A 26072-nucleotide genomic window follows, 5' to 3' on the forward strand; every position below is an offset into this window, starting at 1 on the left:
GCACTAGAAATGTTCTACGACGACGATGCCGACCTGACCATCATCCAGGGCCGCAAGGTCGGTGTCATCGGATACGGCAGCCAAGGGCACGCGCACTCGCTGAGCCTGCGTGATTCCGGGGTGCAGGTGAAGGTGGGTCTCAAGGAGGGCTCGAAGTCGCGGGCCAAGGTCGCCGAACAGGGCCTGGACGTCGACACCCCGGCCGAGGTCGCCAAGTGGGCGGACGTGATCATGCTGCTGGCGCCCGACACCGCTCAGGCGGACATCTTCAAAAACGACATCGAGCCCAACCTGAAGGACGGCGACGCGTTGTTCTTCGGTCACGGGCTCAACATCCACTTCGACCTGATCAAGCCGCCGGCCAACGTCACCGTCGCGATGGTCGCCCCCAAGGGTCCCGGCCACCTGGTGCGTCGTCAGTTCGTCGACGGCAAGGGTGTGCCCGCCCTGATCGCCGTCGACCAGGACCCCACCGGCGACGGCGAGGCGCTTGCCCTGTCCTACGCCAAGGCCATCGGCGGCACCCGCGCCGGCGTCATCAAGACCACCTTCAAGGACGAGACCGAGACCGACCTGTTCGGTGAGCAGGCCGTGTTGTGCGGTGGCACAGAGGAATTGGTGAAAACCGGTTTCGACGTGATGGTCGAGGCGGGCTACCCGCCGGAAATGGCCTACTTCGAGGTGTTGCACGAGCTGAAGCTGATCGTCGACCTGATGTACGAGGGCGGCATCGCCCGGATGAACTACTCGGTGTCCGACACCGCGGAATTCGGCGGCTACCTGTCCGGTCCGCGCGTGATCGACGCCGGCACCAAGGAGCGGATGCGAGAGATCTTGCGCGACATCCAAAGCGGCGACTTCACCAAGAAGCTGGTTGCCAATGTCGAAGGCGGCAACAAGCAACTCGAGCAGCTGCGCAAGGAAAACGCCGAGCACCCCATCGAGGTCACCGGCAAGAAGCTGCGCGACCTGATGAGCTGGGTCGACCGGCCGATCACCGAAACCGCCTAGCTTCTTGGTGTCACGCTGGCGTGACGCTCGAGCACCGGTGTCACGCTGGCGTGACGCTCGGCGGTTAGGAACCCAGCCGGTCGGCGACGGCCACCACCCGGCGGGCCAGATGTTCGAGCGCGGCGCCGGTGGGCTCGTCGAACTCGTTGATGTTGTCGTGGGTGGTAACCAGGCTCGCCCCGTACGGATTGCCATCGACGAACTTGCACGGGTCGGTGTATCCCGGCGGTACGATGATGCCGCCGAAATGCATCAGCGTGATGTACAGCGAGAGCAGGGTGGTTTCCTGACCACCGTGAATGGTGTTGGACGACGTGAAGCCCGCATACACCTTGTCCGCCAGCTTGCCCTGCGCCCACAGCCCGCCCAGCGAGTCGAGGAATGTGCGTAATTGCGCTGCCGGGGACCCGAACCGGGTCGGTGAACCGAAGATCACCGCGTCGGCCCAGACGATGTCGTCGCCGGTGGCCGACGGAAGGTCCTTGGTGGCCTCATAATTCGCCGTCCAGGCCGGGTTGTGGGCGAACGATTCGGGGTCCTGGGTTTCGGCGACGTGCCGCAGGCGGACTTCGGCCCCCGCCGATTCGGCCGCGGCGGCAACGCGCTGCGCCATCGTGGTGCCATGGCCGGTGGCTGAGTAGTAGATGATCGCAAGTTTCGTCACGGCGTCATCGTAGGCCGTGAGCTTCGACGACCTGCACGTTCAGGCCGGCCCGGGCGCAGATTACGGCGGCGGTCGGCCCGTCGGGTCGGCTGCCGCCGACGGTGACGTCGGCGCGTCGATTACAGCCGATAGGCTGGCCGGGTGAATCTGCCTGTTGTACTCATTGCCGACAAGCTTGCCGAATCAACCGTCGCAGCCCTGGGCGACCAGGTCGAGGTGCGCTGGGTAGACGGCCCCGATCGCGAGAAGCTGCTGGCGGCCGTGCCGGAGGCCGACGCCCTGCTGGTGCGTTCGGCCACCACGGTCGACGCCGAGGTGCTGGCGGCGGCGCCCAAGCTGAAGATCGTCGCCCGCGCCGGGGTAGGCCTGGACAACGTCGACGTCGACGCCGCCACCGAGCGCGGTGTGCTGGTGGTCAACGCGCCGACGTCGAACATCCACAGCGCCGCCGAGCACGCGCTGGCGTTGTTACTGTCCGCTGCCCGGCAGGTGCCGGCCGCCGATGCCTCGTTGCGCGAACACGCCTGGAAGCGGTCGTCCTTCTCGGGCACCGAGATCTTCGGCAAGACGGTCGGCGTTGTGGGCCTGGGGAGGATCGGGCAGTTGGTCGCCCAGCGGCTCAGCGCCTTCGGCACCCACCTGATCGCTTACGACCCCTACGTGTCGCCGGCCCGCGCGGCACAGTTGGGCATCGAGCTGCTGACGCTGGACGAACTGCTGACCCGCGCCGACTTCATCTCGGTGCACCTGCCGAAGACACCCGAGACCGCGGGTCTGATCGACAAGGACGCGCTGGCGAAGACCAAGCCGGGCGTCATCATCGTCAACGCCGCCCGCGGTGGTCTGGTCGACGAGGCCGCGCTGGCCGACGCGGTGCGCAGCGGCCACGTGCGCGCGGCCGGCCTGGACGTCTTCGCCAAAGAGCCGTGCACCGACAGCCCGCTGTTCGAGCTGCCGCAAGTGGTGGTCACGCCGCATCTGGGCGCGTCGACCGAAGAGGCTCAGGACCGGGCCGGCACCGACGTCGCCGCGAGCGTCAAGCTCGCCCTGGCCGGCGAATTCGTTCCCGACGCGGTCAACGTCGGCGGTGGGGTGGTCAACGAGGAGGTCGCGCCCTGGCTGGACCTGGTGCGCAAGCTCGGGGTGCTGGCCGCCACCCTGTCCGACGGCCCGCCGGTGTCGCTGTCGGTACAGGTGCGCGGCGAGCTGGCCTCCGAAGACGTTGAGGTGCTTAAGCTTTCGGCGTTGCGGGGGTTGTTCTCGGCCGTCGTCGAGGGACCGGTGACGTTCGTCAACGCTCCGGCGCTGGCCGAAGAACGCGGCATCATCGCCGAAATCGGCACCGCCTCGGAAAGCCCGAACCACCGCAGCGTGGTCGACGTGCGCGCAGTCGCGCCCGACGGCACCGCCGTCAACGTCGCGGGCACCCTGTCCGGGCCGCAGCTGGTCGAGAAGATCGTCCAGATCAACGGCCGCAACTTCGATCTGCGCGCCCAGGGCATCAACCTGGTGATCAACTACGTCGACCAACCCGGCGCGCTGGGCAAGATCGGCACCTTGCTGGGGTCGGCCGGGGTGAACATCGAAGCGGCGCAGCTTTCCGAGGACGCCGAGGGCCCGAGCGCGACGATCCTGCTGCGGCTGGACCAAGACGTGCCGGGCGATGTCCGGGCGGAAATCGGCGCGGCCGTCGGCGCCAACAAGCTTGAGGTGGTTGATCTCTCGTGACGGCTGACGCGCACCGACGCGATGAGATGGGGCGCCGATGAAGCTGGCGGTGATCGAGGGCGACGGTATCGGGCCCGAAGTCATTTCCGAGGCCATCAAAGTCCTGGACACGGTGCTGCCCGGGGTGGACAAGACCAGCTACGACCTCGGGGCGCGGCGGTATCACGCCACCGGTGAGCTGCTGCCGGACTCGGTCGTCGACGAGCTGCGCGCGCATGACGCCATCCTGCTCGGTGCCATCGGCGACCCGTCGGTGCCCAGCGGCGTGCTGGAGCGAGGGTTGTTGCTGCGCCTGCGTTTCGAGCTGGACCACCACATCAACTTGCGGCCGGGCCGGCTGTACCCGGGGGTGAACAGCCCGCTGGCCGGTAACCCCGAGATCGACTTCGTGGTGGTGCGCGAGGGAACGGAAGGTCCCTACACCGGCACCGGCGGCGCGATCCGCGTCGGAACGCCCAACGAAGTGGCGACCGAGGTAAGCCAGAACACGGCCTTCGGTGTGCGCCGCGTGGTGGCCGACGCGTTCGAGCGGGCGCAGCGACGCCGAAAGCACTTGACACTGGTGCACAAAACGAACGTGCTCACCTTCGCCGGCAAGCTGTGGTCGCGCATCGTCGCCGAGGTCGGCCGCGACTACCCCGACGTCGAGGTGGCGTACCAACACATCGACGCCGCGACCATCTTCATGGTCACCGACCCCGGTCGCTTCGACGTGATCGTCACCGACAACCTGTTCGGCGACATCATCACCGACCTGTCGGCGGCGGTATGCGGGGGAATTGGCTTGGCGGCCAGTGGAAATATCGACGGCACGCGGGCGAATCCCTCCATGTTCGAGCCGGTCCACGGCAGCGCTCCGGACATCGCCGGACAGGGCATCGCCGATCCGACCGCCGCCATCATGTCGGTGGCGCTCCTGCTCGCCCATCTCGGCGAAGACGACGCCGCTATGCGGGTGGACCGGGCCGTCGAGCAGTATCTGGCAACGCGAGGGAACGAACGGCGCGCCACCACCGAAGTCGGCGAACGGATTGCTGCCGGGCTTTGATCTCCAGGCCGGGCGGCACCAACCGCGTCGGTACCAGCGGCACGGCCGCCAAGGGGAACAACGCGCACAACAGCCATGCCGGTGGGTATTTCGCGGCCGAGATCAAGGCGCCGAAGAGCGGAGGCCCCGCGGCCGCCATCATTCGCTGGGTGGTGTTCTGGATGCCCAGGGCACGGCCGCTCCAGTACGGGCCGGCGAATTCGGTTATGGCGGTGGCTTCCAGCCCGTTGTCGAGAACCGCGATCACCGCGATGGCGACCATCAGCGCCACCTGCCACCGGGTGTTCACGTAATCGGCCCAAGCCAGCAACAGAAGAGCGAGCACGGCGGCGGTCGCGATGTAGCGCACGGGTCGCATGCGTGAGCCGAGCCGATCGGACCAGCGGCCCACGGCCACGCGGCCGACCGCGCCGAGCAGCTGCGAGAGAGTGACCAACCCGCCGGCGGCCGCGACCGACCAGTGCAGGTTCCTGATCAGCCATACCAGCATGAACGTCACGGTCACCGTTTGCGGCATCATCAGCAGACCCGCCACCGCGTGAATTCGCCACAGTGTCAACGACCCTCGGTACGGGCTGGCGAGTTCCTGAACGCTGGCGCTGGCGCGGGGCTTGCGCGGCGGGTCGACGATGCCGATGATGCTTACGATCGCCCCGAGCGTGCACGCCAGTGCGGTGAACCGAAGGCCGGCGCGCGGACCGTGTTCGGCAAGCTCGGGAATTATCATGGCGCCCAACGCGATTCCCAGGGGTTGCGCGGTTTGGCGGATGCCCATCGCCAGCCCGCGCTGGTGTGGCGGAAACCAGGCGGACACCAACCGCCCGCCGGCCGTGTTGCAGCTGGCGGCGGCCATGCCGCCGAGAAACAGGTACACGGCGATCATCACCATCGAATGCGCCGAGGCCGCGGCGTAGGCCGCTACCGCGGTCAGCGCCGAGCCGGTGGCCATCACTACCCGCTCGCCGACCCGGTCCAGCACGTATCCCCAGAGCACCAGCGTGACCACCATGCCCCAGCTGGGCATCGAGGCCAGCAGGCCCGCCTCGTCGAGCCGGATTCCGCGCGCGGCCTGCAGCGACGGGATGAGGAACGCTACGCCGTTGATGAAGAGGAACGAACTCGCCGTTGCCAGCAGCGAAGCGATCATGATCGACCAGCGCGCGCCGGCGCCTATTTCGGGCGTCGCGGCCGGTTCGGTCTGCATTCCCCATGCTTGCATACCAACGCGAATTTTAGGGGTAGGCCTTGTGGCGGTGCCCCCGCCGCGGTGCCCCCCGCCACGCCCGGCTACGCCGCGCTCGCGACCGTCACTGGCTCGAACGGTGACGGCCCGCCACGCCCGGCTACGCCGCGCTCGCGACCGTCACTGGCTCGAATGGTGACGGCCCGCCACGCCCGGCTACGCCGCGCTCGCGACCGTCACTAGGCTCAACCGAATGCGCCTTGGTCGAATCGCCAGCCCGGACGGTGTCGCCTTCGTGAGTATCGAAGGCGAACTCGACGACCCCGCCGAGATGATCGCGCGCGAGATCGCCGAGCATCCATTCGGCACGCCGAACTTCACCGGCCGATCATGGCCGCTGGCCGACGTCCGGCTGCTCGCCCCGATACTGGCCAGCAAGGTGGTGTGCGTGGGGAAGAACTACGCCGATCACATCGCCGAAATGAAGGACATGACCGGGCCGGCCCCGGTGGATCCGGTGATCTTCCTCAAACCCAACACCGCGATCATCGGGCCGAACGTGCCTATTCGCTTGCCCGCCAACGCATCACCGGTGCACTTCGAGGGCGAGCTGGCGGTGGTCATCGGCCGGCCCTGCAAGGACGTCTCGGCCGCGCAGGCGGCGGAGAACATCCTCGGCTACACCATCGGCAACGACGTGTCGGCGCGCGATCAACAAAAATCCGATGACCAGTGGACCAGGGCCAAAGGGCATGACACCTTCTGCCCGGTGGGGCCGTGGATCGTCACCGACCTCAAACCGCTGGACCCGGGCGATCTCGAATTGCGCACCGAGGTCAACGGCGACGTCAAGCAGCGCAGCCGCACCTCACTGCTGATTCACGACATCGGGTCGATCGTGGAGTGGATCTCGGCCGTGATGACCTTGCTGCCGGGTGACATCATCCTCACCGGGACACCCGCGGGTGTCGGTCCCATCGAGGACGGCGACAGCGTCTCCATCACCATCGAGGGCATCGGCACCCTCACCAATCCCGTGGTCCGCAAAGGAAAATCGTGACTGCCCCAGCCCACGTCCGCGTTCGATTCTGTCCCTCGCCAACCGGCACGCCGCACGTCGGAATGGTCCGCACCGCGCTGTTCAATTGGGCCTACGCCCGACATACCGGGGGCACCTTCGTCTTTCGCATCGAGGACACCGATGCGCAGCGCGACAGCGAGGAAAGCTATCTGGCGCTGCTGGACGCGCTGCGCTGGCTGGGCCTGGATTGGGACGAGGGACCAGAGGTCGGCGGACCCTATGGCCCCTACCGCCAGTCACTGCGCAGTGAGATCTATCACGATGTCGTGGCCAAGCTGCTCGAAGCGGGGGAGGCTTACTACGCCTTCTCGACGCCGGAGGAGGTCGAGGCGCGCCACGTCGCCGCCGGCCGTAATCCCAAGCTGGGCTACGACAATTTCGATCGGCAGCTGACCGATTCCCAGCGCGCCGCATTCCTGGCCGAGGGCCGCAAACCGGTGGTGCGGCTGCGGATGCCCGACGAAGACCTCGCGTGGGACGACCTGGTTCGCGGTGCCACCAGCTTCGCCGCCGGGTCCGTGCCCGATTTCGCGTTGACCCGCGCCAACGGAGATCCGTTGTACACCTTGGTCAACCCGTGCGATGACGCGCTGATGAAGATCACCCATGTCCTGCGCGGCGAGGACCTGCTGCCGTCGACGCCGCGGCAGCTGGCGCTGTACCGGGCGCTGATCCGGATCGGCGTGGCCGAGCGCACTCCGCAGTTCGCGCACCTCCCAACGGTATTGGGCGAGGGAACCAAAAAACTCTCCAAGCGCGACCCGCAGTCGAACCTGTTCGCTCACCGCGACCGGGGCTTCATCCCGGAAGGGCTGCTCAACTATGTCGCGTTGCTCGGCTGGGCCATCGCCGACGACCACGACGTGTTCAGTCTCGACGAGATGGTGGCCGCGTTCGATGTGGTCAACGTCAACTCCAATCCCGCCCGCTTCGACCAGAAGAAGGCCGACGCGCTCAACGCCGAGCACATCCGGATGCTGGCGGTCGACGACTTCGCCGTCAGGCTGCGCGACTATCTCAGTGCGCACGGTCATCGCCTCGAGCTGGACGACGCCAGCTTCGCCACCGCCGCGGAGCTGGTGCAGACCCGGATCGTGGTGCTCGGTGACGCGTGGGAACTGCTGAAGTTCCTCAACGACGACGAGTACGCGCTCGACCCCAAGGCCGCCGCCAAAGAGCTGGGAGCCGACGGCGCCGCGGTGCTGGACGCGGCGCTGCCCGCGCTGGAGGCGGTGGCCGACTGGACGGCGCCGCAGATCGAAGCCGCGCTGAAGGCCGCGCTCATCGACGACCTCGGCCTCAAGCCGCGCAAGGCGTTCGGTCCGATCAGGGTGGGTGCGACCGGAACGACCATCAGCCCGCCGTTGTTCGAGTCGCTGGAGCTGCTGGGCCGCGGCCGTAGCATGCGGCGACTGCGGGCGGCGCGTGAGACGGCCGGGCAGACCCCGCTCGAGTGACCGAGACCGCGCGTGCGGAGTGCCCGTCGAGACTTTGGTAGTCTGCACTGCGGTTTATGAAAGGCCGATGACGGCTGGCGGCGGCGGACTCCAAAGAGCTTATGAAAGCCCGCAATCGACGCTGACCAGCGGTTTTAGGCAGCCAATGGGGTATGGTGTAATTGGCAACACAGCTGATTCTGGTTCAGCCATTCTAGGTTCGAGTCCTGGTACCCCAGCAAAATTTTCTCCGCCTCAAGCGATTAGGTGGGCTTAGCGGGGTGAGCTATGCTGACTGCTCGGATCGTTTCTGGCCCCGTCGTCTAGCGGCCTAGGACGCCGCCCTCTCACGGCGGTAGCGTGGGTTCGAATCCCATCGGGGCTACAAACATCGCAGCTACTGGTCGGTCCCCAGGACTGCCGGTGCGGTCGATCCGCCGACCGGCATGGCCGGCAAGCCGAGTTTGCGGTGATCCCACGAACGAGCCCGGCGGGCCACAATGCGAACGCACACCCGCTTGTTCATCATCTGCTCGACAAACGGTTTCATGTCGTCGCTGTAGGGGCCGGTGTAGCGCTCCCAGACGCTGACTCCCACGCGATGTGAGACGTCGGGATCGTCGACGATCTCGGCGACGCCCTCGAAGGACACCCCGCGCAGCGTGTCGTAGGTGTGGCCGTCCTCGATCAGAAAGCTCACGCGCGGATCGCGCTTGAGGTTGATCGCCTTCTGCGACTTGGCCTTGGTCTCCAGCCAGATCTCGCCGTCGACGACGGCGTACCACATGGCGGTCAGATGGGGCTGGCCGTCGGCGCCGACGGTGGCCAGCGTGCCGGTGCGGCTTTTCACGACGAAGTCGGCGATCTCGTCTTCGGACATGACGATGCTCGCGCGCTGATTGGTTCCCATGCCGGCCAGTCTGTCAGGCGGGTTGCGGTGACTGTGCATTGGTGGCGTTGAGCGTGCGCCGAGGGCGACGAATTCCCGATTACGCCGCCCTGGACGCACGCCCGCCGGTGGCTCAGAGGCGGCGGGTGAGAGCTTCGGCGGCAGAGAGCAGATCAGCGGCCCAGCGTGCCCCGGGGCGCCGGCCGATCCGGTCGATGGGGCCCGAGACCGAGATGGCCGCGACGACGGCGCCGCGGCTATCGCGCACCGGCGCCGACACACTCGCCACGCCCGGCTCGCGCTCGGCCACGCTTTGAGCCCAGCCCCGCCGCCGCACCTCGGCCAGCGTTCGTTCGGTGAATTTCGCCCTCGCGAGCACCGCCTTCTGGGTGGCCACGTCGCTATGGGCCAGTAGCACTTTGGCGCCCGACCCGGCCGTCATCGGCAATCGCGCCCCGATGGGAACCGTATCGCGAAGGCCCGCAGCGGGTTCCAGTGCGGCCACGCAGACGCGGTCGGTGCCCTCGCGACGGTACAGCTGCACGCTCTCCCCGGTCGTTTCGCGCAACATCGGGAGCACCGCGGCGCTGGCCGTCAGCAGGGGATCGTTGACGTGGGCCGCCAGTTCGGTGACGGCCGGACCGAGCAGCCAGCGTCCCTCGTCGTCGCGTGCCAGCAGGCGATGGACTTCGAGGGCGGCGGCCAGCCGATACGCGGTGGCGCGCGGTAGCGAGGTCCGCTCACACAGTTCGGCCAACCCACAGGGCGATTGAGAGATCGTGTGCAGAATTCCCACGGCTTTGTCCAGGACGCCGATACCGCTATGCTGTCTCACAAGGAGATACTAGCGTCTCGCATTCTGAGATCACAGCCCGAATGATCGGCGAGCCGCTACCGAGGCGAATTGAGGCGAGTTCGATATGGGAATCGACCAAGGGGCGGCCGGGGTCGCCACCAAACCGCGCACTCTGGCCGAAAAAGTATGGGACGACCACGTTGTGGTATCCGGTGGTGCCAGCGAGCCGGACTTGATCTACATCGATCTGCATCTGGTGCACGAGGTCACCAGCCCGCAGGCTTTCGACGGCCTGCGCCTGGCCGGCCGGCCGGTGCGCCGCCCCGACTTGACGCTGGCCACCGAGGATCACAACGTTCCGACCACCGATATCGACAAGCCGATCGCCGACCCGGTGTCGCGGACCCAGGTCGAGACATTGCGCCGAAATTGTGCCGAATTCGGTGTGCGGCTATATCCCATGGGCAACGTCGAGCAGGGGATCGTGCATGTGGTCGGGCCGCAGCTGGGTCTCACGCAGCCCGGAATGACGGTCGTGTGTGGCGATAGCCACACCTCGACGCACGGCGCATTCGGCGCGCTGGCCATGGGAATTGGCACTTCGGAGGTCGAGCACGTGCTGGCCACCCAGACGCTGCCGCTGCGGCCGTTCAAGACGATGGCGGTCAATGTCGACGGGCAGCTGCCCGCCGGTGTGACGGCCAAGGACATCATCCTCGCCCTGATCGCCAAGATCGGTACCGGCGGTGGGCAGGGGCACGTCATCGAATATCGAGGCAGCGCCATCGAATCGCTGTCGATGGAAGGACGGATGACCGTCTGCAATATGAGCATCGAAGCGGGTGCTCGGGCGGGAATGGTGGCTCCGGACGAAACCACGTTCGAATTCCTGCGTGACCGCCCGCACGCCCCGCAGGGGGCGCAATGGGATGCGGCGATGAGCTATTGGCGGCAGCTGCACACCGACCCCGGCGCCGAATTCGACACCGAGGTCTATCTCGACGCCGCGTCGCTGAGCCCGTTCGTGACGTGGGGCACCAACCCCGGCCAGGGTGTGCCGTTGGCCGGCGCCGTGCCGGACCCCGAGCTGATGACCGACGACGCGCAGCGTCAGGCGGCTGAGAAAGCGTTGGCATATATGGACCTTCGACCAGGCACGCCGATGCGTGACGTCGCCGTTGACACGGTGTTCGTGGGCTCTTGTACCAACGGTCGTATCGAGGATCTGCGGGTCGTCGCCGACGTGCTGCGCGGCCGCAAGATCGCGTCGGGGGTGCGGATGCTCGTCGTGCCGGGCTCGATGCGCGTGCGTGCGCAGGCCGAAGCCGAAGGGCTGGGTGAGGTTTTCACCGCCGCGGGCGCCGAATGGCGCCAAGCGGGCTGCTCGATGTGCCTGGGGATGAATCCCGACCAGCTTGCGCCGGGGGAGCGCTGCGCCGCGACATCCAACCGCAACTTCGAAGGGCGGCAGGGTAAAGGCGGTCGCACGCATCTGGTGTCTCCGGCGGTAGCGGCAGCGACGGCGGTACGCGGCAGATTGTCCGCTCCAGCCGATTTGAGCTGACGAATTCGAACTCTGAAGGGATGAGCATGGAAGCATTTCGCACCCACACCGGTATCGGTGTGCCGCTACGGCGCTCCAATGTCGACACCGATCAGATCATTCCGGCGGTGTATTTGAAGCGTGTCACCCGAACCGGTTTCGAGGACGGACTGTTCGCCAGCTGGCGGTCGGATCCGTCATTCGTGCTAAATCTCAGCCCCTTTGACCGCGGCTCGGTGCTAGTGGCGGGACCCGATTTCGGGACGGGATCGTCGCGCGAGCACGCGGTGTGGGCGCTGATGGACTACGGGTTCCGGGTGGTCATCTCGCCTCGATTCGGTGACATCTTCCGGGGCAACGCCGGCAAGGCGGGGCTGCTGGCGGCCGAAGTTTCTCAGGACGGCGTGGAACTGCTCTGGAAGCTCATCGAGGAAAGCCCGGGACTGGAAATCACTGTCAATCTTCAAGATCGAAATATCACCGCGGGAACGACGGTGCTGCCGTTCAAGATTGACGACCATACCGCATGGCGACTGCTCGAGGGCCTTGACGATATAGCCCTTACGCTGCGGAAACTCGATGAGATACAAGCTTTCGAGGCGGCATATCCGGACTGGAAACCGCGCACTCTGCCCACCTCGTCAACGGCCGGGTGAAGCCGCTTTTCTGCTTGATCGGCTAACTAAACCGAGCCGATTTTCAGCACCCTCCACCGGTCAAGGGCGGCAACCGGATTGCGAAAACGTCGCACGCTTTGCCTTGAAATTGCGCGTGGCTCTTGGAAATTTGCTGGGTGAGGGTTTACCGTGTCCACTAGTCGGTTCAAATCGAGGACCACTAGCGTCGGAGGGATTGATGAACAAGGCAGAGCTCATTGATGTGCTCACAACTAAATTGAACACGGACCGTCGACAGGCGACCGCAGCGGTCGAGAACGTTGTCGACACCATTGTGCGTGCGGTACACAAGGGCGACAGCGTCACCATCACCGGGTTCGGTGTGTTCGAGCAGCGCCGCCGCGCAGCACGGGTGGCCCGCAACCCGCGGACCGGTGAGACGGTGAAGGTGAAGCCGACGTCCGTCCCGGCGTTCCGCCCCGGTGCACAGTTCAAAGCGGTTGTGTCTGGCGCACAGCGCCTCCCGTCGGACGGCCCCGCCGTCAAACGCGGTGTCGTAGGGGGTAGCGGCGCGGCCAAGAAGACCGCCGCGAAGAAGGCGCCCGCCAAGAAGACCGCGGCCAAGAAGACCGCAGCCAAGAAGACTGCGGCCAAGAAGGCTCCGGCCCGCAAGGCCGCGACCAAGGCTCCCGCCAAGAAGACTGCGGCCAAGAAGGCTCCAGTTCGTAAGGCGGCGACCAAGGCTCCGGCCAAGAAGACCGCCGCCAAGAAGGCCCCGGCCAAGAAGGCCGCGACCAAGGCTCCGGCCCGCAAGGCTGCGAGCAAGGCTCCCGCCCGCAAGGCGGCCGCAAAGAAGACGACCGCCCGTCGCGGTCGCAAGTAGCGGAGTCAAGTTCTAGACACGAGTACCCTTCGGGCGGCATTGAAGCCCCCGAAGGGTATTCGTGCGTTAGCGGGTTGCCGCCATCGCGTCAGGCCCGAACGTCGGCCGCCAGCGCGCCGCCGATGTGGTCGGCAGCCACCAACCGTCCGTCTGACAGCGACAGCACCCAGGTGCTGCCCTTGTGGTTGCGCGATTTGTCGGGCCGCACGCCATCGCGCTGACACCACCACTCGATCAAGTCCGGAATCACCTTGCCCTGAGTGCAGACAACGCGGGTGCCTTGCTGCTCGGCGATATCCAGCATCCGGTGGCGTCCGCGCTTCGCGTTCTTGGCATAGGCCTCTTCGGTAAGGGTGGGCTCGTTGTGCACGGGTACGTCCAGATCCTCGGCAAGCGGTTCCACGGTCTGGTGGCAGCGAACGCGGTCGGCCGCATGCACCTGCGACGCGCCGAAGGCGAGCAGCTGCGGCACCAGCGCCTCGGCCTGCGCTCGTCCACGCTTGTCCAGCGGCCGCTTGGCGTCGTCGCCGGAGAAACGCGATTTGCGGCCGGCCGTGCCGTGCCGGACCACCAACAGGGTATGCGTGTCGGCGGGCTTCTTGTTGAAGTGGCGCAGCACTTTTCGGTCTTGCGCGTAATCCAGCTTCTGCATCGCCTCGGCGATCGGCAGCCACAGCAATCCGTCCACCTCGTTGCCGGGAGCGAAGTCCCCGCCGGTGGAGCGCGCCGCCCAGTAGCAGACCTTTTTGACGCCCTGGTCGATCGGGTAACTCACCAAGTCGAGCCGCCTGCCGAGGACGGCGTGCTGACCCGTCTCCTCGTGCACCTCGCGCACCGCCGTCACCGGCGCCGTCTCGCCGGGGTCAACCTTGCCCTTGGGCAGTGACCAGTCGTCATACCGGGGACGGTGAATGACGGCGATTTCGATGTCGCGGTCGCCCGCATCACCATCGCCCGGCCGCCACAGCACCGCACCGGCGGCGTAGACGACTCGGCTTCCAGAGCGCCGTGCGGCGGAGGAATTCTGGGTCGGCACCTCAACTCCTGCAGATCAATTCACTTCAGAGCCGCACACATGGTCAGGATGCGGCCGGGAGAAACGACCGGAAATCAACCGCACAGAGCTAGGGGCTGCGATGGCGCTCCATCAACGATACTTGGTGGTCGCGCACGCTCTCGCCTTCTTGTGGCGACGGGGTCCATTGCCCGTCGGGCCCCAATTCCCAGCACCGGGTCGACGGATCCAGTGCGGATTCGAACAATTCGTCAAGCTGCGCGGTGAGCTTGGGGTCCTTGACCTGAGCCAGTACCTCCACGCGCCGATCGAGGTTGCGGTGCATCATGTCGGCGCTGCCGATCCAGAACTCGTTGATGTTGCGGAAATGGATGATCCGCGAGTGCTCCAGGAAACGACCGAGAATCGAGCGGACGAAGACGTTTTCGGAATACCCTTCGGCGCCGGGGCGCAGCGCGCAGATGCCGCGCACCACGACCTCGACCCGCACCCCGGCCTGCGAGGCGCGGTAGAGCGCATCGATCACCTGCTCGTCGACGAGCGCGTTCATCTTCAGGCGAATGCGTCCGTTTCCGCGCTCGCGGTGCGCTTCGATCTCGCGTTCGACACGTTCGATGATGCCGGCCCGAATTCCATGCGGTGCCACCAGCAGATTGCGATAGGAGACCTTACGCGAATAGCCGGTAAGCGAATTGAACAAATCGGTGAGGTCCGCGCCGATATCGGGGTTCGCCGTCAGCAGGCCGACATCCTCGTACAGGCGGGCGGTTTTGCTGTTGTAGTTGCCGGTTCCGATGTGGCAGTACCGCCGGATGGCCGAACCTTCGCGACGCACCACCAGGCAAGTCTTGCAGTGCGTCTTGAGGCCGACCAGCCCGTAGACCACATGCACGCCCGCCTGCTCGAGTGCGCGCGCCCAGCGGATGTTGGCCTGTTCGTCGAAACGCGCCTTGATCTCGACGAGTGCGACGGCCTGCTTTCCGGCCTCGGCCGCTTCGATCAGCGCCCGCACGATCGGCGAATCACCGGAGGTGCGGTACAGCGTTTGTTTGATCGCCAGCACATTCGGGTCCGCGGCGGCCTGCTGGATGAAGCGCTGGACGCTGGTGGAGAAAGAGTCGTACGGGTGGTGCACCAGGACGTCGCCCTCGCGCAGCGTCGCGAAAATGCTCTTGGGAGATTCGCGATCCGCGAACGCGGGGTGGGTGTCAGGGACGAACGCCGGGTCCTTGAGTGCCGGCCGGTCCAGGCCGTAGATCTGCCACAGCGACGAAAGGTCGAGCAGGCCGGGGACTTCGATGACGTCACCGGGATGCACATCGAGTTCGCGCAGCAGCAGTTCCAGCATGCCCTCGGTCATGTCGTCGGCGATTTCGAGTCGCACCGGCGGACCGAACCGCCGGCGCGCCAATTCCCGCTCCAGCGCCTGCAGCAGATCCTCATCGCGGTCTTCTTCGACTTCCATATCGGCGTTGCGGGTGATGCGAAACGCGTGATGCTCCACGATTTCCATGCCCGGGAAGAGAAGAGGAAGGAACGCCGCGATCAGCTCCTCCATCGGCAGGTAGCGGACGATCGTCCGCCCGCCGTCGTCGGCGCTGCCGATAGCCGCGAGCTCGACGAAGCGATCGACGTTGTTGGGCACCTTGACTCGCGCGAAGTGCTGACCGCCGTCCTCGGGCTGACGCACCATGACCGCCAGGTTCAGGCTCAGCCCGCTGACGAACGGGAACGGGTGCGCGGGATCGACGGCCAGTGGCGTCAACACAGGGAAGACCTGTTCGGTGAAATAGGCGGACAATTCGTCGCGCTCGCGCTGATCGAGGTCGGCCCACGTGACGATGTGAATGCCTTCCTCGGCGAGCGCGGGCCGCACCGAATCGAGGAACACCCGCGCGTGCCGGGTCGCGATCCGCTGCGTGTGTTCGCCGATGAGGGCGAGTTGCTTTCGCGGCGTCAGCCCGTCGGCGGAGCGGACCGACAATCCCATCTCGTCACGGCGCTTGAGGCCGGCGACGCGCACCATGTAGAACTCGTCGAGGTTGGAGGCGAAGATCGCCAGGAACTTGGCACGTTCCAGCAGCGGCAGCGAGTTGTCGTCGGCCAGCGCGAGCACGCGGGCGTTGAAGTCGAGCCAGCTCAGTTCGCGGTTGAGGTAACGATCGTCCGGGAGATCGGTCAGCGCGGCCTGGGTCGCAGCCGGTGGTGCCGCCACGGCCGAGTCGCCCGAATGCCACAAATTCTCGTCGGGTCGCGCCTCAGCTTCGATTTCAGTCACCCTGCGATCATTGCTCATCATGCGCGGGTGCTGCCAGTGGTGATCGCGAGCGCGGCGTAGCCGGGCGAAGCGGGTCACCACCATCGGAGCCAGTGGTGATCGCGAGCGCGGCGTAGCCGGGCGAAGCGGGTCACCACCACCGCGGCCGGCGCTCGAGGGACATCCATTCGCCGTTTGGATGACGTTTACTCACCTGACAGATTTGCCGACCGATTCAGTGCGCCGCGATCGCGCGTGCGGTGGCCGGCCCCACCCCGAGGCGACGGGCGGCGGCGAGATCGTTGGGGGTGTCGACGTCACACCGCAGGCCGGGCCAGGCGCCGGTGAGCTCGATCGCACCCGAACTGCGGTGCCGCGCCGAGGAATCGGAGCCGAACTGCGGGTTGAGCGGGCTGCCGAACGCGAACAGCGCCGCGGTGCCGGTGGCCAGCCGGTCGGCGACGAAGCTACGCCGGTGCTGGCGTGCGGCGGCGATCGCCTCGTTCAGCTCCTGGGTCTGCAGTGCGGGTAGATCCCCTTGCAGCACAACGATATTGGTGAAAGCACTGCCCACCGCGTGTTCCGCGCTTGCGATGGCGTTGTTCAGTGGATCGGGATGACCCTCGGGTGTCGGGTCGGCCAGCACGTCGGCTCCCAGATCGATGGCCGCCGCGGCCGCGGCGTCATCGGGCGTGATCACGGTGATCGAACCCAGCGACCTGACCCGTCCGGCGGCGGTCAGGGTGTCCGTCAGCATGGCGAGCACGACGCTTTCCCGCGTGCGCGCCGAAAACACCGGGGCCAGCCTGGTCTTGGCCGCGGCCAACCGCTTGACGGCGATGATCAGCGCCACATCGCCGCCGTCGTGGGCCGCACCGTCGGCTCGTATGCCGCTCATGAGAAGTCATCCTGCCAGCGACGCTCTGCGGATCGCCCGTCACGGGGCGTGATGCCGACCGGTGCGCCGGACGCGCTGGCTCGCGTGACGCCCGTGATCTAGGGTGTAGCGGCTGCACGTGCCGCGTGAGCGACACCGACCACGGACAGGGGGTCATACATGACCAGCGCATCATCGGGCGCCGTCGCGGTCATGGGTGCCGGGGCGTGGGGCACGGCGCTGGCCAAAGTGCTGCTCGACGCCGGGGGGCCGGACACGTCGGTCACGCTGTGGGCCCGCAGGCCCGAGCTCGCCGAGCAGATCAATTCCACCCGATACAACGCCGACTACCTGCCCGGCACGTTGCTGCCGCCGGGCATCCGGGCCACCGCCGACGCCGCCGAAGCTCTGCGCGACGCGTCGACCGTACTGCTGGGCGTGCCCGCGCAGACGATGCGCGGCAACCTCGAGCGCTGGGCGCCGCTGATCCGGGAGGGCGCCACCCTGGCCAGCCTGGCAAAGGGCATCGAGCTCGGCACGTTGATGCGGATGAGCCAGGTCATCGTCTCCGTCGTCGGCGTCGACCCGTCTCAGGTCGCGGTGATCTCGGGACCCAACCTGGCCAGCGAGATCGCCGCATCCCAGCCCGCCGCCACCGTCATCGCGTGCAGCGACTCGGGGCGGGCCGTGGCCCTGCAGCGCATGCTGAACAGCGGCTACTTCCGCCCGTACACCAATAGCGACGTGGTCGGCACGGAGATCGGCGGGGCCTGCAAGAACGTCATCGCCCTGGCGTGCGGGATGGCCGTCGGTGTCGGACTCGGCGAGAACACCGCGGCGGCGATCATCACCCGCGGCCTGGCCGAGATCATGCGGCTGGGGATTGCGCTGGGCGCCAAGGGCGCGACCCTGGCGGGGCTGGCCGGAGTGGGCGACCTGGTGGCGACCTGCAGCTCACCGCGATCGCGCAACCGTTCGCTGGGCGAACGGCTCGGCCGGGGGGCGACCATCTCGTCGGTGCTGGCCGGCACGCCCGACGGCGGCGACGGGCACGTCGTCGAGGGTGTGACGTCCTGCGAGTCGGTGCTGGCGCTGGCCGCCAGTTACGACGTCGAAATGCCCCTCACCGACGCCGTGCACCGCGTGTGCCACAAGGGGTTGTCGGTGGACGAGGCGATGGCCCTGCTCCTGGGCCGCAGGACCAAGCCCGAATAGACCGCGCGGACGTATGAGGACATACGAGAAGGCCATGCAAGGCCCGCCACCCGGCCGGGCCCGGCGCCACCCGGTAGCCTCTTGAGATTGTGAATGCCAGCCAGCGCTCGCCGCACCCCGGCTCAGGCCAGCGGGTACGCGTCGCCGTCGTCTTCGGCGGGCGCAGCAACGAGCACGCCATCTCGTGCGTCTCGGCGGGCAGCATTCTGCGCAACCTGGACCCGGAGCGGTTCGAGGTGCTCGCGATCGGCATCACTCCCGAGGGCTCCTGGGTGCTCACCGACGGCGACCCCGCCGCGCTGGCGATCACCGACCGGCAGCTGCCCGAGGTGACCGCCGCATCGGGAACGGAATTGGCGCTGCCCGCCGATCCCGTGCGCAGCGGTCAACTGGTGTCCCTCGCCCCCGGCGCCAGTGAGGTGTTGGCGTCGGTCGACGTGGTGTTTCCGGTGCTGCACGGCCCCTACGGCGAGGACGGCACCATTCAGGGTCTGCTGGAACTCGCCGGTGTGCCCTACGTGGGCGCCGGCGTGCTCGCCAGCGCGGCGGGCATGGACAAAGAGTTCACCAAAAAGCTGTTCGCCGCCGAAGGCTTGCCGATCGGCGATTACGCGGTGCTGCGCCCGTCGCACTCCGGGCTGCGCCCCGACGAGTGCGAGCGGTTGGGCCTGCCGGTGTTCGTCAAACCCGCCCGGGGCGGTTCCTCGATCGGCGTGAGCCGGGTGTCGAGCTGGGATCAGCTGGACGGCGCCATCGCGATGGCCCGGCGGCATGACCCGAAAGTCATCGTCGAGGCCGCCGTCGTCGGTCGTGAGCTGGAATGCGGTGTGCTCGAAATGCCCGATGGCACAGTGGAAGCCAGCACGCTGGGTGAGATACGGGTGGCCGGCGTGCGCGGGCGCGAGGATTCGTTCTACGACTTCTCGACCAAATACCTCGACGACGCGGCCGAATTGGACGTGCCCGCCAAGGTGGACGACGAAATCGCCGACAGCGTGCGCCAATTGGCGGTCCGGGCGTTCAAGGCGATCGACTGCCAAGGGCTGGCCCGGGTGGACTTCTTCCTCACCGAAGACGGGCCGGTGCTCAACGAGATCAACACGATGCCGGGATTCACCACGATCTCGATGTACCCGAGGATGTGGGCGGCCAGCGGCGTGGACTACGCGACGTTGCTGGCGACGATGGTCCAGACCGCGCTGGCCCGCGGAGTAGGCCTGCGCTGACCACCTAGCGGGGCTGGCCGGGGTCGATGGGCGCCGCCGGGATGCTGCGGTCGATCGCCTCGGAGAGCCGCTGGATCGGCGTCGGTCCCGATCCGGCCGGCAGAGTGAGCGCCACATAGACTCCGCGATCCACCGTGTACCAGGTGGATCGGCCCGCATCGCCGGCGGATTGCTGTTCGGAACGCACCTGGAACCACTGCACCCGATCGACGACCTGGATCGGAGATCCCAGCACGAACTCGGCGGGGCGATCGACGCCGCAACGCAGCACCACCGGGTCACCGTCCGGCCCGCTTCGCCAGGCGGCGACGCCGTGCGGGGCCGGCTGCTCGAGCGGCGCGTGCTGGTAATCCCCGAGCCGCTGCGGCAGCGCCCCCATCAATGCCCGGCATGCCGGCGCGTCGGACTGCGGCGCGGGGGCCGCGGGAACCGCGACCGAACGCGGGGGCGCCTCCCGGGTCGCCGCGATGGCCAGGATCACGCCGATGGTCGCGACGGCCAGCGCGATCGCGACGATGATCAGCGCGCGCGGCGGCCCGGCATCGGCGTCCGATTCGGTTGCCACCGCCCGCGCACCTCCTTTTCTGCTAACCACTATCGCCCGCATTTACTTACGTGCCAATTTATTCTCGGGGCGAATAAGGGCCGCGTAGCCCCGTCCGCCGCGGTCTGAGCAACGGCACGAGCCCTATCGTGGGTGGCGTGCAAGACGAAGCGGGCGAGTCGCCGTCGCTGCGGCAACTCGGCGAGTTCGCCGTGATCGATCGCCTGGTGCGGGGGCGCGAGCAGCCCGCAGCGGTCGTGCTCGGACCGGGTGACGACGCGGCGCTGGTGTCATCGGGTGATGGCCGCGCGCTGGTGTCGACCGACATGCTCGTGCAGGATCGGCACTTCCGGCTGGACTGGTCGACGCCGCACGACATCGGCCGCAAGGCCATTGCCCAGAACGCCGCGGACATCGAGGCGATGGGTGGGCGGCCGACGGCGTTCGTGGTCGCCTTCGGCGCACCCGGTGATACACCGGCGGCGGAGGTGGACGCGCTGGTCGACGGAATGTGGGACGAGGCGCAACGGATCGGTGCCGGCATCGCCGGCGGTGACCTGGTCCACTGCCCGCAGTGGGTCATCTCGGTGACGGTGCTGGGCGACTCCGACGGGCGCGCACCGGTGCTTCGGTCGGGCGCGAAGCCCGGTGCGCTGATCGCCGTCGCCGGTGACCTGGGCCGGTCGGCGGCGGGATTTGACCTGTGGCGCAACGATATTGATGGCTTCGATGAGCTGCGGCGCCGGCATCTGGTGCCGCAGCCCCCCTACGGACAGGGCGCGGTGGCCGCGGCCGGGGGCGCGCAGGCGATGATCGACATCTCCGACGGCCTGGTCGCCGACCTGCGTCATGTCGCAGAGGCGTCGGGGGTCGGCATGGATCTGTCCACGGCGGCGCTGGCCGCGGACCGCGATGCGCTTGGGGCCGCCGCGGTCGCGGTGGGCGCCGATCCCTGGCACTGGGTGCTGGGCGGTGGCGAGGACCACGCCCTGGCGGCGTGTTTCGCCGGCCCCGCGCCGGCCGGATGGCGCGTCATCGGGCGGGTTCTCGACGGGCCGGCCCGGGTGCTCGTCGACGATCAGGAGTGGATCGGCTACGCCGGCTGGCAATCGTATTAGGGTGACGCGGTGACCGTTTACGCGATCGCGAAGAGCCGATGATGACCGCGCGTCCGCTGAGTGAACTGGTGGAGCCCGGTTGGGCGAGCGCGCTGCAGCCGGTGTCCGACCAGGTGGCCGAGATGGGAAAATTCCTGCGCGCCGAGATCGCTGCCGGGCGCAGGTATTTGCCCGCCGGACCGAATGTGTTGCGCGCCTTCACCTATCCCTTTGACGACGTCCGGGTGCTGATTGTCGGGCAAGACCCGTACCCGACGCCCGGACACGCTGTGGGCCTGAGCTTTTCGGTGGCCCCCGAGGTGCGGCCGTTGCCGCGCAGTCTGGCCAACATCTTTCAGGAGTACGGCGCGGACCTGGGCCATCCGCAACCCTCGTGCGGTGACCTGACGGCCTGGGCGCAGCGCGGCGTGCTGCTGCTGAACAGGGTGCTCACCGTGCGCCCCAGCAATCCCGCTTCGCATCGTGGCAAGGGCTGGGAGGCGGTGACCGAGTGCGCTATTCGGGCGCTGACGCAGCGATCGCGGCCCCTGGTGGCCATCCTGTGGGGCCGCGACGCTTCGACGCTCAAACCGATTCTCGCTCAAGGGAATTGCGTCGCCATCGAATCGCCGCATCCGTCCCCGCTGTCGGCCTCGCGCGGGTTCTTCGGTTCGCGCCCGTTCAGCCGCGCCAACGAACTGCTGGCCGAGATGGGCGCCGACGCGATCGATTGGCGCCTGCCATGACCGAGATGTCCGCGCTGCGGGCGCACCGCCGGGGCGGCCCGGAGGAGCTGGTGCTCGAACGTGCCCCGGTCCCGGTGCCGGCCGCGGGCGAAGCCTTGATCGCCGTGCACGCGGCGGGAATCACCTTCGACGAGCTGACGTGGGAGGAGACCTGGACCCGCGACGGGGCCAGCCGCCTGCCGGTGATCCCGTCCCACGAGGTGTCGGGCGTCGTCAAAGCGGTCGCCGCCGACGTCACGGATTTCGCGCCCGGCGACGAGGTGTACGGGTTGATCGCGTTCGACCGCGACGGTGCGGCGGCCGAATTCGTCGCCGTACCGGCGGCCGACCTGGCCAGCAAGCCGTCGACGGTGTCGCACGTCGTCGCCGCCGCGCTGCCGCTGGCCGGCCTGACCGCCCTGCAGGCTCTGGTCGACCACGCCGCCGTGCAACCGGGCGAGACCGTGCTGGTGCACGGGGGCGCCGGGGGAGTGGGGCTGCTGACGGTTCAGCTGGCCGCGCTGCGGGGCGCCCGGGTGACCGCGACGGTGCGCAGCGGCGCCGCCAATCTTCTGCGGGGCTGCGGCGCGCACCGGGTGATCGACGTGCGCGCCGAGGCATTCGACGAGACCGATGCCCGCTACGACGTCGTCATCGACACGGTCGGCGGCCAGATGTTGGAGCGGTCGTTCGGCGTGCTGCGCCGCGGGGGCCGGCTGGTCACCCTGCCCGCACCGCCTCCGGACGGCCGGGCCGACGAGTTCGGCGTCACCGCAACCTTTTTCATCGTCACGCCGAATCGAGATCAGCTCGACGAGCTGGCCGCGCTGGTGGACGGCGACCGGTTGCACGTCGCGATCGCCCAGACGTTCGGCCTCGACGAGGGCCGCGAGGCGTATGAGAGTCGCGGCACCGACAGGCACGCCGGCAAGACGGTCCTCGTCGTGCGGGACTGAGCGCCGTCAATCCGCGAAATTGACGTCTTTCGTGACGGCCTTCCACTCCTCGATCGACGCCCACATCGCGGTGATCTTGTCCCGCATGGCCTTCAGCACGTCACGGCCCAGCAGCAGTCGCAGTGGCGGCTCGTCGAGTGTGGTCACCATCAGCACCGCGTCGGCCACCTTTTTCGGATCACCGGGTAGATGATCGGCGAACTGCTTGATCAGGTCCTTGCGCGCGGCCACGTCGGCGTAGTCGGAGATCGGGCTGCCCGACTCCTTCATCGACCGCGTCGCCCAGTCGGTGCGGAACGCGCCCGGCTCGATGGCGGTCACCTTGATGCCCAGCGGGCGCACCTCGGCGGCCAGCGCCTCGGTCACCGCCTCCAGCGCGAACTTGGTCGACGAGTAATAGGCGTTGGGCGGGTTGGCCACCAGGCCCGTCATCGAGGAGATGTTGATGATGTGTCCCGACCCGCGGGCGCGCATGGCCGGCAGGACCGCCTTGATCATGTCGACCGCCCCGAAGTAGTTCACGTCGAACAGCTTTCGCACCTCGGCGTCCTCGCCCTCTTCCACCGAGGACAGATAGCCGTGACCGGCGTTGTTGACCAGGACGTCGATACCACCGAACGCCGCGTCGGCCGCCGACACCGCCGCCGCGATCTGGCCGGCGTCGGTCACGTCGAGCGCGAGGGGCAGGGCCCGGTCGCCGAATTCGTCGGCGATATCGGCCACCGCCTCGGGCCGCCGTGCGGTCACCGCCACGCTGTGGCCCGCTTGCAGCGCGGCGCGCGCGATTTCGCGACCGAAGCCGGTGGAGCACCCCGTGATCAGCCAGCGCGACATCGTCAGATCGTCCCTTCCGGCAGGCGCCGCAGGTAGGCCTTGCGGCGCTGCGCCAGCTCTGTTTTCCGCTGTTCCCTGCTCACCCTCGGCAGGTGCGGCACCTCGGCGTCGAGCCGGTCCAGCTTGACCACCCGCCCGCGCGCGCCGAGGTCTTCGGCCGGACCGCCCTCGCCGAACTCCGCCATGCGCAAAGTCAAAATGGCTTCTCGCAAGCCGTCGGAGTCGATCCAGTTGGCCACGCCGGGGTCGACGGGCGAGATCACGTAGGTGTACGAGCCGTCCTCGTTGGCGACCGACTGTGCTTTGTTGAGGCTGCCGGTGCGGTCGACGAGATCCAAAGTGGTGCCCCAGATGTTGCTCAGCGGCACGGTGAAGTACTCGGCGCCACCGTCATTCAGGTCGACGACGAACGCCTCGTCGGGGGCGAGGTCGAACCGGCCCATCACGTACACCTGGTTGCGCATCGCGCCGATCTTGTCGGCCGACCAGGCCAGGTTGAAGTGGTTGGCCGGCATCTTGTAGACCCCGTGGCTGAGCTTGCCGGTGAAGTCGGCGAAATAATCCATCATCGCCGCCGTGGCCTCGGCCTGCTCGTCGAGCGTGCGCGCCGGGGTTGCCGGCGGGCCGCCAAGCCGTTGCACCTCAATGTGATTGGGGTCGTCGCGGTCCCAGTCCAGCAGCACGTCGCGAATGTAGAACTCGTGGGCCTCCGGCGAGGTTTGCACATGGTTCACCCGGCCGTTCGCGGGTTCGGCGTCGACGGTGATGGTGTAGCAGCCGTCGGGCTCGACGTGCATGGTGCGGCCGTTGAGCACGGCGACGGTGCCCATGCGCGCATCCCACAGCGTGAAGTAGTTCTCGGTCATGCGGTGCTCGCCGACCCGGCCGTGAATCTCGTAGCGTTGGTCCCCGGAGATCGGGATCACCCGGTACACGCTGTCGGGATTGTCGATGCCCCAGCGCGATCCGGGAACGCTTCGGCCGTCCACCGGGTGTGCGAGCCGGGTGATGCAGCTGACCTTCGGCCGCAGCTTGTCCTGATTCGATGACCACACCGCCGCCGAGAACATCACCTCGGCGAACGCGTCGTCGAACCGTTCGCGCATCGCGTCAGACGCCTTGGCGCGACCGAGCCAGGTCTCGGCGACCGTGCGGTAGGCGGCCTTGACGGTCGGGTGCTCGATCAGGGCGAGGGCCGCCAGCTCCTGTTCGTGCTGGGAAGCCGTCGCGACCGGATGATCAGGCATGTGTTGTCCCTCCGATGTGCTGTCCGAAACGCTTGTTGTACAACGTGAATCGCTCGTCGACCTGCTCGGGGCGCAGGCCGTAGTTCTCCAGCCCGTAGGGCGGCCGGGGTGCCTCCCGGGGGCGGCGGGCCAGCCAGCGCCGCATCGCCTCCTCGGCCTGCGCGGTGAGCGGCAGGCCGATGGCGTCGTAGACGCGGGCCACCTGGCCGATCGGATCGGCCACCGCGTCGTCGAACCCGACGTCGGTGACCACGGCGCCCTCGTCGGCCCATCCGTCGCGGACCGCCATCGCCCGATCGTTCGTCCAGCCCATCCGTTTTAGCCACTGCGCACCGACCCGGTGCACGTCGACGGTGTCGGCGTGCATCGCGTGCAGGGTCGCGTTCAGGCTGGCGCCCGACGCGATCGTGGTGCGTGGGTCACGATGCATGTGCACGATGTGCAGGCCGGGAAACTGCGCGCGCAAGAGATTCAAATAGCCAAGGTGCGCAGGCGATTTGAGCACCCAGCGCCGGCCCCGCACGCCGCACCGGCGCTTCTGCCACTGGAGGAACTGCAGCATGCGGTGCAGGTAGCCGTAGGCGGGGGAGAAGTCCTGGGTGTCGAGCCAGGTTCGGTACCGCGGCAGGTGCGCGCCGGACTCGGGCACGTGCGACAGGAACGCGTCGGCCAGAAAGACGATCTCCTCCTCGGCCTCGCGCGCGTACATCGGGTGGATCGAAAACAATTCGGGCGCCAGGTCGCGCGACTTCGCTTCGCGCGCTTGGCTGATCGCGATGCGCGGATCGGGGGCGTCGGTGAACCGATAGTTCAGCCGCGGCGCGACCTCGACGACCTCCCAGCCGTACGCGCAGACGAAGCGCGGGTCGGCGGCCAACAGCCGCTGCAGCAGCGTGGTGCCGCTGCGCATCATCCCGACGACGACGATCGGCGCGGCCACCGCCTCGTCGAGGATCTCCGGGTGGCGGCGGATCCACTCCTGCGCGCGCAGCCGCATCCGCAGGCTGTGCACGATTCCCGAGCGCAGGATGTGCACGCCGATGTTGTTCAGGTCGGCGTGCGCGTAATCGTCGAGCAACACCCGCAGCGGGTCCTCGAATTCGCCCGGGCCCCAATCCGTCAGCTCTTCCTTGCGTTGCGCGTCGGCCAGGACGGCGGCCGTGTCGAACGGGCCGTCGGACGCGCTGGCGGATGCCACGG

At 67.7% G+C, this 26072-nt stretch carries 24 protein-coding genes, 2 tRNA genes and 1 pseudogene; 15 read left to right on the plus strand and 12 right to left on the minus strand.

Annotated features, from left to right (window positions below; all coding sequences use genetic code 11):
- Positions 1-9 precede the first annotated feature (9 nt).
- Positions 10-1011, plus strand: a complete 1002-nt coding sequence (ilvC, locus tag AC5Y4T_RS01805) for a ketol-acid reductoisomerase (protein WP_499920234.1) — start codon at positions 10-12, stop codon at positions 1009-1011.
- 64 nt (positions 1012-1075) lie between these two features.
- Here ilvC and wrbA read toward each other — a convergent pair whose 3' ends face one another.
- A complete protein-coding gene (gene wrbA / locus AC5Y4T_RS01810; RefSeq protein ID WP_499920158.1) occupies positions 1076-1675 on the minus strand; it encodes an NAD(P)H:quinone oxidoreductase in 600 nt (199 codons plus the stop codon).
- Positions 1676-1694: 19 nt separating this feature from the next.
- Positions 1695-1805, minus strand: a pseudogene (locus AC5Y4T_RS01815) (hypothetical protein); the annotation flags it as partial.
- Positions 1806-1816: 11 nt separating this feature from the next.
- Between AC5Y4T_RS01815 and serA the strand changes: the two are divergent.
- Positions 1817-3403, plus strand: a complete 1587-nt coding sequence (serA, locus tag AC5Y4T_RS01820; protein ID WP_499920159.1) for a phosphoglycerate dehydrogenase — start codon at positions 1817-1819, stop codon at positions 3401-3403.
- A gap of 37 nt (positions 3404-3440) precedes the next feature.
- Positions 3441-4451: a 3-isopropylmalate dehydrogenase gene (locus AC5Y4T_RS01825; RefSeq protein WP_499951713.1), complete on the plus strand. Its 1011-nt coding sequence runs from the start codon at positions 3441-3443 to the stop codon at positions 4449-4451.
- On the opposite strand, the gene AC5Y4T_RS01830 is transcribed toward AC5Y4T_RS01825, so the two are convergent.
- Positions 4351-5655, minus strand: coding sequence for an MFS transporter (locus AC5Y4T_RS01830; protein ID WP_499951715.1), 1305 nt, complete (start codon positions 5653-5655; stop codon positions 4351-4353). The two genes, AC5Y4T_RS01825 and AC5Y4T_RS01830, sit on opposite strands and share 101 nt — an antisense overlap.
- Positions 5656-5887: 232 nt before the next feature.
- Between AC5Y4T_RS01830 and AC5Y4T_RS01835 the strand changes: the two genes are divergently transcribed.
- The 4 genes from AC5Y4T_RS01835 to AC5Y4T_RS01850 all read left to right on the plus strand — a co-directional run bounded on the left by AC5Y4T_RS01835 (position 5888) and on the right by AC5Y4T_RS01850 (position 8536).
- A complete protein-coding gene (locus AC5Y4T_RS01835; protein WP_499951716.1) occupies positions 5888-6694 on the plus strand; it encodes a fumarylacetoacetate hydrolase family protein in 807 nt (268 codons plus the stop codon).
- Positions 6691-8172 (plus strand): glutamate--tRNA ligase, encoded by a 1482-nt coding sequence (gene gltX / locus AC5Y4T_RS01840; RefSeq protein WP_499951717.1) that lies wholly within the window; start codon positions 6691-6693, stop codon positions 8170-8172. Before AC5Y4T_RS01835 ends, gltX begins: the two co-directional genes overlap by 4 nt.
- A gap of 146 nt (positions 8173-8318) precedes the next feature.
- A tRNA-Gln gene (locus AC5Y4T_RS01845) sits at positions 8319-8390 on the plus strand.
- Positions 8391-8463: 73 nt separating this feature from the next.
- Positions 8464-8536: transfer RNA gene (locus tag AC5Y4T_RS01850), tRNA-Glu, on the plus strand.
- Positions 8537-8548: 12 nt separating this feature from the next.
- Here the strand turns inward: AC5Y4T_RS01850 and AC5Y4T_RS01855 are convergent.
- Complete coding sequence (locus AC5Y4T_RS01855; protein WP_499920164.1) at positions 8549-9061, minus strand: pyridoxamine 5'-phosphate oxidase family protein; 513 nt, start codon at positions 9059-9061, stop codon at positions 8549-8551.
- Positions 9062-9173: 112 nt separating this feature from the next.
- The gene (locus AC5Y4T_RS01860; protein WP_499951719.1) at positions 9174-9875 is read right to left on the minus strand and encodes an IclR family transcriptional regulator; all 702 of its coding nucleotides are present in this window, start codon (positions 9873-9875) and stop codon (positions 9174-9176) included.
- 85 nt (positions 9876-9960) lie between these two features.
- On the opposite strand from AC5Y4T_RS01860, the gene leuC reads away from it, so the two are divergent.
- The 3 genes from leuC to AC5Y4T_RS01875 all read left to right on the plus strand — a co-directional run bounded on the left by leuC (position 9961) and on the right by AC5Y4T_RS01875 (position 12879).
- Positions 9961-11400 carry a 3-isopropylmalate dehydratase large subunit gene (gene leuC, locus AC5Y4T_RS01865; RefSeq protein WP_499920166.1) on the plus strand — a complete coding sequence of 480 codons (1440 nt, stop codon included), beginning with the start codon at positions 9961-9963 and terminating at the stop codon, positions 11398-11400.
- A gap of 26 nt (positions 11401-11426) precedes the next feature.
- On the plus strand, positions 11427-12035 hold the full coding sequence (gene leuD / locus AC5Y4T_RS01870) for a 3-isopropylmalate dehydratase small subunit (protein WP_499951997.1): 609 nt from the start codon (positions 11427-11429) through the stop codon (positions 12033-12035).
- A 199-nt stretch (positions 12036-12234) separates the two neighbouring features.
- Complete coding sequence (locus AC5Y4T_RS01875) at positions 12235-12879, plus strand: HU family DNA-binding protein (protein WP_499920167.1); 645 nt, start codon at positions 12235-12237, stop codon at positions 12877-12879.
- An 88-nt stretch (positions 12880-12967) separates the two neighbouring features.
- On the opposite strand, the gene mutT1 is transcribed toward AC5Y4T_RS01875, so the two are convergent.
- The 3 genes from mutT1 to cofC form a co-directional block, all read right to left on the minus strand.
- Entirely contained in the window at positions 12968-13915 is a 948-nt protein-coding gene (mutT1, locus tag AC5Y4T_RS01880) for an 8-oxo-(d)GTP phosphatase MutT1 (RefSeq protein WP_499920168.1), read from the minus strand.
- Positions 13916-14003: 88 nt separating this feature from the next.
- Positions 14004-16193 carry an RNA degradosome polyphosphate kinase gene (locus tag AC5Y4T_RS01885; protein WP_499920236.1) on the minus strand — a complete coding sequence of 730 codons (2190 nt, stop codon included), beginning with the start codon at positions 16191-16193 and terminating at the stop codon, positions 14004-14006.
- Positions 16194-16386: 193 nt separating this feature from the next.
- Positions 16387-17049, minus strand: a complete 663-nt coding sequence (cofC, locus tag AC5Y4T_RS01890) for a 2-phospho-L-lactate guanylyltransferase (RefSeq protein WP_499948377.1) — start codon at positions 17047-17049, stop codon at positions 16387-16389.
- 159 nt (positions 17050-17208) lie between these two features.
- Here cofC and AC5Y4T_RS01895 point away from each other — a divergent pair, with 159 nt between their 5' ends.
- On the plus strand, positions 17209-18243 hold the full coding sequence (locus AC5Y4T_RS01895) for an NAD(P)H-dependent glycerol-3-phosphate dehydrogenase (protein ID WP_499920170.1): 1035 nt from the start codon (positions 17209-17211) through the stop codon (positions 18241-18243).
- 89 nt (positions 18244-18332) lie between these two features.
- Complete coding sequence (locus AC5Y4T_RS01900; RefSeq protein ID WP_499951720.1) at positions 18333-19469, plus strand: D-alanine--D-alanine ligase family protein; 1137 nt, start codon at positions 18333-18335, stop codon at positions 19467-19469.
- Positions 19470-19473: 4 nt separating this feature from the next.
- On the opposite strand, the gene AC5Y4T_RS01905 is transcribed toward AC5Y4T_RS01900, so the two are convergent.
- Positions 19474-20034, minus strand: a complete 561-nt coding sequence (locus AC5Y4T_RS01905; protein WP_499951722.1) for a DUF3515 domain-containing protein — start codon at positions 20032-20034, stop codon at positions 19474-19476.
- 128 nt (positions 20035-20162) lie between these two features.
- On the opposite strand from AC5Y4T_RS01905, the gene AC5Y4T_RS01910 reads away from it, so the two are divergent.
- The 3 genes from AC5Y4T_RS01910 to AC5Y4T_RS01920 are packed head-to-tail and all read left to right on the plus strand — an operon-like array spanning position 20163 to position 22791.
- Positions 20163-21131: a thiamine-phosphate kinase gene (locus tag AC5Y4T_RS01910; RefSeq protein WP_499951723.1), complete on the plus strand. Its 969-nt coding sequence runs from the start codon at positions 20163-20165 to the stop codon at positions 21129-21131.
- A gap of 41 nt (positions 21132-21172) precedes the next feature.
- Positions 21173-21856 (plus strand): uracil-DNA glycosylase, encoded by a 684-nt coding sequence (locus AC5Y4T_RS01915; RefSeq protein ID WP_499951725.1) that lies wholly within the window; start codon positions 21173-21175, stop codon positions 21854-21856.
- 5 nt (positions 21857-21861) lie between these two features.
- Entirely contained in the window at positions 21862-22791 is a 930-nt protein-coding gene (locus tag AC5Y4T_RS01920; protein ID WP_499951998.1) for an NADP-dependent oxidoreductase, read from the plus strand.
- A gap of 6 nt (positions 22792-22797) precedes the next feature.
- Here AC5Y4T_RS01920 and AC5Y4T_RS01925 read toward each other — a convergent pair whose 3' ends face one another.
- Genes AC5Y4T_RS01925 through AC5Y4T_RS01935 form a run of 3 tightly spaced genes read right to left on the minus strand, consistent with a single transcriptional unit; the run spans position 22798 to position 26070 of the window.
- A complete protein-coding gene (locus AC5Y4T_RS01925; protein ID WP_499951727.1) occupies positions 22798-23625 on the minus strand; it encodes an oxidoreductase in 828 nt (275 codons plus the stop codon).
- Positions 23626-23627: 2 nt separating this feature from the next.
- Positions 23628-24872, minus strand: coding sequence for a hypothetical protein (locus AC5Y4T_RS01930; protein WP_499951730.1), 1245 nt, complete (start codon positions 24870-24872; stop codon positions 23628-23630).
- Positions 24865-26070 carry a sulfotransferase family protein gene (locus tag AC5Y4T_RS01935; protein ID WP_499951732.1) on the minus strand — a complete coding sequence of 402 codons (1206 nt, stop codon included), beginning with the start codon at positions 26068-26070 and terminating at the stop codon, positions 24865-24867. The genes AC5Y4T_RS01930 and AC5Y4T_RS01935 overlap by 8 nt, the downstream gene beginning before the upstream one ends.
- Positions 26071-26072 lie beyond the last annotated feature (2 nt).

Source organism: Mycobacterium sp. NGS11, from assembly GCF_059813315.1.